We start from the raw sequence: 5,563 nt of genomic DNA, 5'->3' as shown, positions 1-5,563 counted from the left end.
CCCCGCAACCACCCTCCTCCCCACCACAACATCGATATCCCCCACCTCCGCATCCAACGCAATAACCGGACACACCGGCGACAACCCACCCGCCTCCACCAAACCCGGATCCCACGCCACCACCGCCTGCCCGGCCAGTAGCTCATCCCCCTCAGCGGCAACAAGCTCGAAACCCGCACCGTCCAAAGTCACTGTGTCGATGCCCAGGTGTACCAGGACGCCTCGACCCTCCTCCGACAGCATCAGGAAGGCATGCGCCTTGAGCTTGACCAGACGGCCGGTGATTGGCGCTACCGCGATCTGCGGAGCGCGGAGCGGATCGACCGCAGCGCCGGGTCCCACCATGAGTTCCGCGAACACGGGGTCGGGGACCTCGGTCAGGCTGATGGTGGTGCCGGTCAGCGGAGAAACGACGACGGAGAAGTCCATTGTGCTCACTAGCGGTGCGGTGATGCTCGGGGCGCGGACGCGGACGCGGGTGGGGAGTCCAGGGTGCTGCTCTACACATCGCTCTACAAATCGCTCTGCTCACTGCTCCTACATCTACATCGGACATTAAACAGTCAAAGCCTTGACTACCGCTCCGGGGCGTACCGGCATGGACCGGACGGTGCTTCGAAGTCGATCGCGCGGACGCTTGCCTTGTAGTTGACACCGATATGGCGCCGGTGGTCTAGTCCGGTGACACAGGCGATGAGGAGCCGGGGGAGCAAACGGGACAGGCTGCTCGAACGCCGGTTTCCGGTCGAACGCCGGTTTCCGGCAATCCCGGTACCGCGTGTGGCACACCGAGAGGAACCACCTGATGAGTGCAGACGCCGCCGTCGCGGCCCCGAAGCAACCGGGGTGGGGCAGCAAGACCTTCGCCGTGCTGCAACGCATCGGCAAGTCCCTCATGCTGCCGATCGCCACCCTCCCGGTGGCCGGCCTGCTGGTCCGCTTCGGCCAGGACGACATGCTGGGCCGCTTCAGCAGCACGTTCCTGCGGAACGTGGCGGCGATCATGGCGACCGGCGGCAACGCGCTGTTGGGCAACCTCCCGATCATCTTCGCCATCGGCGTGGCGATCGGCTTCGCCAAGAAGTCCGACGGCACCACCGCGGTCGCGGCCATCGTCGGCTATCTGGTGTACCACGCGGTGTCGATGCAGATGTTCTTCGGCTCCAAGCTCAAGGACCAGGTCCAGGGCCTCGTCATCAAGAACGCGGAGCAGGGCGTCAACCAGGCGGTGCCGGCCGGCGGGCTGAAGTTCGGCCTGGACATGACCAAGCCGAACCCGACCGGCGTGCTCGGCGGCATCCTGGTGGGCATCATGGCCGCGTTGCTGTGGCAGCGCTATTACAAGATCAAGCTGCCGTCCTGGCTGGCCTTCTTCGGCGGCCGCCGGTTCGTGCCGATCGTCACGGCCCTGGCATGTCTGTTCCTGGGCGTGGTGATGGGCTGGATCTGGTCGCCGATCGGCCAGGGCATCAATGACCTGTCGAACTGGATCACCCGCAACAGTTCAGTCGGCCTGTTCATCTACGGCACCGTCAACCGCTCGCTGATCCCGTTCGGCCTGCACCACATCCTGAACGCGTTCCCCTGGTTCCAGTTCGGCTCGTACACCACCGCCACCGGCACCTTCCACGGCGACAGCGCGCGCTTCCTCAACGGCGACCCGACCGCCGGCCTGTTCATGACCGGCTTCTACCCGATCATGATGTTCGGTCTGCCCGGCGCCGCCCTGGCCATGTGGCGCTCCGCGCTGCCCACCAAGCGCAAAGTGGCCGGCTCGATCCTGATCTCGGCGGCCCTGACGTCCTTCGTCACCGGCGTCACCGAGCCGCTGGAATTCGCGTTCATGTTCGTCGCGCCGGCGCTGTACGCCATCCACGCGGTCCTGACCGGTATATCCATGTCCCTGATGTGGGCCCTGGGCTGCAAGGACGCGTTCAACTTCTCGGCCGGGCTGATCGACTTCGTCCTCAACTGGGGCCGGGCCACCAAACCGTGGCTGATCCTGATCGTCGGCCCGATCTACTTCGTCGTGTACTACGGCCTGTTCAGATTCGCGATCAAAACCCTGGACCTGCGAACGCCCGGCCGAGAACCGGATCCCGAGACGGATGACTTAGCCATCACGTAACGGGAGCCGCCCCAGCCGGGCGCGCAGTAGGGATTGGCACGCATAGCAGCCGCAACCGCAACCGCTTCCGCAACCGCAGCTGCTTCCGCAATCGCGACGTCTACTACGTCTACTACGTGTACTACGTCTACTACTTGTTGAACTTCTGCTTGACGTCGGCAGCTACCTGCTCGCCCTTGCCCTTGGCCTCCTGGCGGTCGTCACCGGTAACCGCACCGGCGACCTCCTCCACCTTCCCCTTGGCCTTCTGGCCCAGGTTCTCGGCACTGTCTTTTGCCTTGTCGGCCGCGTGCTTGGCCTGCGCCTCGTCCTGATCGGCCTGGCCCTCGGCCCGCAGGTCGTCGTTGTTGGTGACCTTGCCCACCGTTTCCTTGGCCTTGCCCTTGAGGTCCTCGGCCGTGTGCTTCACCTTGTCGGCGATACCCATGATGATTCGTTCCTTTCCGGGATCAGTTATCTTCACCGGCCGCCGAGCGCCTCTTGCAGCTGGCGCTTGGTCATCTTCGAACGGCCGTGGATGTTGCGGTCCTTGGCTTCCTGGTACAGCTGGTCGTAGGTGCGGCCGCCGGCGCCCTGGTGCGAGCGCAGTCCGCCGCGCCGTCCGGAGGAAATGTCCTCCTTCGAAAGCTTGCTGGCCTCCTTGGATTCCCCGTGGCGCGCGCGTTCCTTGTTCACGGTCCGCGCCGCGATCTCCTCGGCGGTGTCCTCGGACTCGCCGCGCTCCAGCACGCTGTCCTTGACGTGTTCGTACTGACGTTCACGTTTCTTGCTCCACTGGCCGCGAGGCATGAACGGCCTCCTTTCGTCAGCGACCCGCCGATCATGAGCCCTTCGTGTGCCCGGTCCCCGAAGCTCCAAACGGGTGACAACGGTCACGAACTTCGGCAAACGGTCAAGCGCTCTCGGTGTCCTCCAGGCCGACCGCCGCGCGCAGCTCGGCGACGGCCTCCCGCAGCTCGTCCCGATCGTGAATGTCGGCGATATGCGTCATCAAACCGCTCAGCCCCTCGGCCAGCGCGTTCAGCTTGTCCTGGGTGGCCTCGTCGGACCGGGTCTCGGTGTTCTGCAGCAGCGCCACCAGCAGGAAGGTGACGATGGTGGTCACCGTGTTGATGATCAGCTGCCAGGTGTCCACCGTGCCGATGACGAAATACGTCGGCGCCCACACCGCGACCAGCAGCAGGCAGAAGGCGAAGAACCAGGCCCGCGAGGCGAGGCGCGCCGCGTGGGTCGCGAACCGGTCGAACGGCGAGAGGTCCGGCGTCACATCGGTCGGCATGTGCGGCGCGCGCCTAGTGACGCTTCGCTTCGTGGTCGCCATGTAAAGCCTCCCGAGCAGTCTCCGCCGCGCATCAGGTCCGAACGCCCGAGCGCCCGGCCCGGCTACCCGAGGGCGCCGCGCGGAAACATTCGTTTGACTCGGTGCGCACCGGACATGCGGGCGGTGGCCGAAGATCCCGGCCGGACCCGAACAGAGGAGGCGCGACGATGTACATCGGCGCAGGCACGGTTATCGTCATTCTGGTCATCCTGCTGATCGTCTTCCTGATACGGCGATGACGATCAGTCAGACCGCACACGCAAGGCCGGGACCTGGGGTCCCGGCCCTAATTGCGTTGAGCGCCGCGTTACCGCGCCGCTCCGCATCGCATGTCGCGCCGCGTCAGGAGACGGGCTCCGCCTCGGTCTCCGCATCGGGATCCGCGTCCGAGCCCGCCTTCGAGTCCGCGTCCGAGCCCACGTCCGAACCCGCGTCAATGATCTGGAACAGACCCTCGACCCCGGCCAGCTCCAGCACCCGCAACACCGGCGCGGACGGCGCCCGCAGGCTGAACTCGCGGCCGTCGTCAGTGACCAGCCGGCGCAGATGGACCAGGACCCGCAGGCCCATCGAGTCCAGGAACGTGACGCCCGAGCAGTCGATGATCAGGTGGTGTGTGTCCGAAGCCGCCGCCCACGGCTCGGCCTCGGTCTGGAACCGGGCGTGTACCGCCAGGTCCACGTCACCGGTGACGGTGACTACCGCGTGCCCGTCGCTCTGCCGCGCGGTGCAGGAGAACTCCATTACAGCTCCCTTGCCGTCCGAGGCTGCGCGCCCCGTCCGCCGGGGCGCGCACTGTCCACGAGGATTTTCCTCCACGGCACTGACACCTGTCAATTTTTTCATGAATCTTTGATCAGCGCAGCTCAGCCGTCCGCCGGTTCAACGCCGCTCCCCCGGCGCCGCGGCCCCGGCCGGACGCACCCCGGGCCCGCTTGCGCCGCCGACGCCGGACCGCGCGCTCCCGCTGCGTCGTCCCGCCCCAAACGCCGAACACCTCAGGGCCGGACTCGGCGAACCGCAGACACTCCCGCCGCACCGGACACATGGCGCAGACCTTCTTCGCGGCCTGCTCCCGCCGGGCCCGCACCACCCGCAATTCGTTGTCCGACTCGAAGAACAGCTCGCTGCCGAAGTCGTGGCACGCGGCGCGGTCCTGCCACTGGTGGCGGCGCACCGGATCGTCGTTGATGAGCAACAGTCTCATGATGGCCTCCCGGGGTCCGGATCGAAGCGCCCGCCTACCCGGGGAATCGCCAGTGAATCAGGCAATCGCCGACTGCGCCCCGACCACCCGGCAGAATCAACACCATTCCATAGTCGCCGCGATATGCTCGAAGGATGGAGGGAGACGAACGCCGGTCCTGGACACTGCTCACCTCCCACGGCCACGTCCTGGTGGAGATCGCCCGCAATCCGCAGGCCCGGGTCCGCGACATCAGCGCGATCATCGGCATCACCGAGCGGGCAACGCAGTCGATCATCGCCGACCTGGAACAGGCCGGCTACGTGGAGCGCAGACGGATAGGCCGCCGCACGCACTATGTGCTGCACACGGACATCCCGTTCCGGCACTCGGCCCAGGACGGTCTGCGGGTGGGACCCTTCCTGGAGCTGCTGGCCGGAACCATGGAAGCGATGAACCCCCACGATTCGGCCGCCGCCGCGGTGATGACCGGCATCGCGGTACCGGAGGAAGAACTACTCGCGGCCGCGCTCGACGACGCGGCGGATCCGAACGCCGGGCTGATCGCGCCAGTCGAGCCAACCGAAGCAGCCGAACCAGCCATGCCGATCACACCGCTCATGCCGCCGGCACCAGCACCAGCACCAGCACCAGGTCCCGAGCTGCCAGGCCCGGGCCTCGGCTGAAACTCACGGCACGGCGACCCGGCCAGCAGCCGATTCGGCCGCCCGACTCACCATCCGGCCCGAATCCCGGGCTAAGAACGCGCGCCCCCGACCCAACTAACAGCCGATCCGGTCTAAGTGCCTGTTGTCTTTCCGAACGGGGTCTTTGAGCTGGGGAAATAGGTGTGCTTGGGGCGTGTGGGGGTTCGTTGTTTGTGGCAGTTTCGGGGTGGGGGGTCGGTCCGATTCTGTGGGAGGCAGTC

7 protein-coding genes and 1 pseudogene are annotated in these 5,563 nt (G+C 66.4%); 2 read left to right on the top strand and 6 right to left on the bottom strand.

Going from position 1 to position 5,563, the window contains the following annotated elements; all coding sequences use genetic code 11:
* Positions 1-429 (bottom strand): PTS sugar transporter subunit IIA (locus tag ABD481_RS46245; protein ID WP_344672304.1); only part of this gene is annotated, 429 nt, incomplete at its 3' end.
* 373 nt (positions 430-802) lie between these two features.
* On the opposite strand from ABD481_RS46245, the gene ABD481_RS46240 reads away from it, so the two are divergent.
* Positions 803-2,128: a PTS transporter subunit EIIC gene (locus ABD481_RS46240; RefSeq protein ID WP_425559441.1), complete on the top strand. Its 1,326-nt coding sequence runs from the start codon at positions 803-805 to the stop codon at positions 2,126-2,128.
* 232 nt (positions 2,129-2,360) lie between these two features.
* Here ABD481_RS46240 and ABD481_RS46235 read toward each other — a convergent pair.
* The 5 genes and pseudogenes from ABD481_RS46235 to ABD481_RS46215 all read right to left on the bottom strand — a co-directional run.
* A pseudogene (locus ABD481_RS46235) lies at positions 2,361-2,555 on the bottom strand (CsbD family protein); the annotation flags it as partial.
* Between the two features lie 32 nt (positions 2,556-2,587).
* Positions 2,588-2,917, bottom strand: a complete 330-nt coding sequence (locus ABD481_RS46230; protein WP_344672302.1) for a plasmid stabilization protein — start codon at positions 2,915-2,917, stop codon at positions 2,588-2,590.
* A 103-nt stretch (positions 2,918-3,020) separates the two neighbouring features.
* Positions 3,021-3,449 (bottom strand): low affinity iron permease family protein, encoded by a 429-nt coding sequence (locus ABD481_RS46225; protein ID WP_344672301.1) that lies wholly within the window; start codon positions 3,447-3,449, stop codon positions 3,021-3,023.
* 342 nt (positions 3,450-3,791) lie between these two features.
* Positions 3,792-4,193, bottom strand: a complete 402-nt coding sequence (locus ABD481_RS46220; protein WP_344672300.1) for an STAS domain-containing protein — start codon at positions 4,191-4,193, stop codon at positions 3,792-3,794.
* 112 nt (positions 4,194-4,305) lie between these two features.
* Positions 4,306-4,656 (bottom strand): WhiB family transcriptional regulator, encoded by a 351-nt coding sequence (locus tag ABD481_RS46215; protein ID WP_344672299.1) that lies wholly within the window; start codon positions 4,654-4,656, stop codon positions 4,306-4,308.
* Between the two features lie 134 nt (positions 4,657-4,790).
* On the opposite strand from ABD481_RS46215, the gene ABD481_RS46210 reads away from it, so the two are divergent.
* A complete protein-coding gene (locus tag ABD481_RS46210) occupies positions 4,791-5,321 on the top strand; it encodes a helix-turn-helix transcriptional regulator (protein ID WP_344672298.1) in 531 nt (176 codons plus the stop codon).
* Positions 5,322-5,563 lie beyond the last annotated feature (242 nt).

It is taken from the genome of Catenulispora yoronensis (assembly GCF_039531695.1).
Classification (GTDB): domain Bacteria; phylum Actinomycetota; class Actinomycetes; order Streptomycetales; family Catenulisporaceae; genus Catenulispora; species Catenulispora yoronensis.
The sequence above is the reverse complement of the archived record's forward strand: the minus strand, read 5'-3'. Positions and strand labels throughout refer to the sequence as shown.